We start from the raw sequence: 611 nt of genomic DNA on the forward strand, positions 1-611 counted from the left end.
TAGACCCCGTGAACGCTACCGCCGACATCTCAGGATGGGAGGCGACCCGGTCGCCGATCTCCGAGCCGTGACCGGTGACGACGTTCAGGACGCCCTCGGGGAGCCCAGCGGCCTCGAACAGCCGTGCGATGAGGAGACCGCCGGTAATGGGCGTCTCGGTGGCGGGCTTGAGCACGACGCTGTTCCCGAGCGCGATCGCCGGCGCGACCGCGCGCAGCGAGAGCTGGAACGGGAAGTTCCACGGCGAGATGACACTGACGACGCCGACGGGTTCGCGCTTGACGATGTTCTCTTTCCCCGCGACCTTCGATTGGCTGTGACTGCCCGTCATCCGGAAGGGGTAGGTCGCGACGTCGTGCATCATCTCGCCCGTCGAGGTGAACTCTCGGGAGGCTTTCGGCCGGGCGCTGCACGATTCGATCGCCAGCAGTTCCGTGAGCTCCTCGTGGTGCGTCTCGATCAGGTGTTGCACCTCGCGGACGATGTCGCCGCGCTCCTGCGGCAGCACGTCCTGCCACGCCTCCTGCGCCCGTGCCGCCGTCTCGTAGGCCGCGTCGACGTCTGCTTCGGTGCCGGCGGGGACCTCGCTGACTACCTCCCGCGTGGCGGGG

1 protein-coding gene is annotated in these 611 nt (G+C 68.4%); it reads right to left on the reverse strand.

Translation table 11 applies throughout. The features are described from left to right. Positions 1-611, reverse strand: a 611-nt coding sequence (locus DEQ92_RS21430) for an aldehyde dehydrogenase family protein (RefSeq protein WP_115821753.1), incomplete at both ends; no start/stop codon positions are given.

The sequence above is a fragment of the Haloferax sp. Atlit-6N genome, assembly GCF_003383195.1.
Taxonomy (GTDB): domain Archaea; phylum Halobacteriota; class Halobacteria; order Halobacteriales; family Haloferacaceae; genus Haloferax; species Haloferax gibbonsii.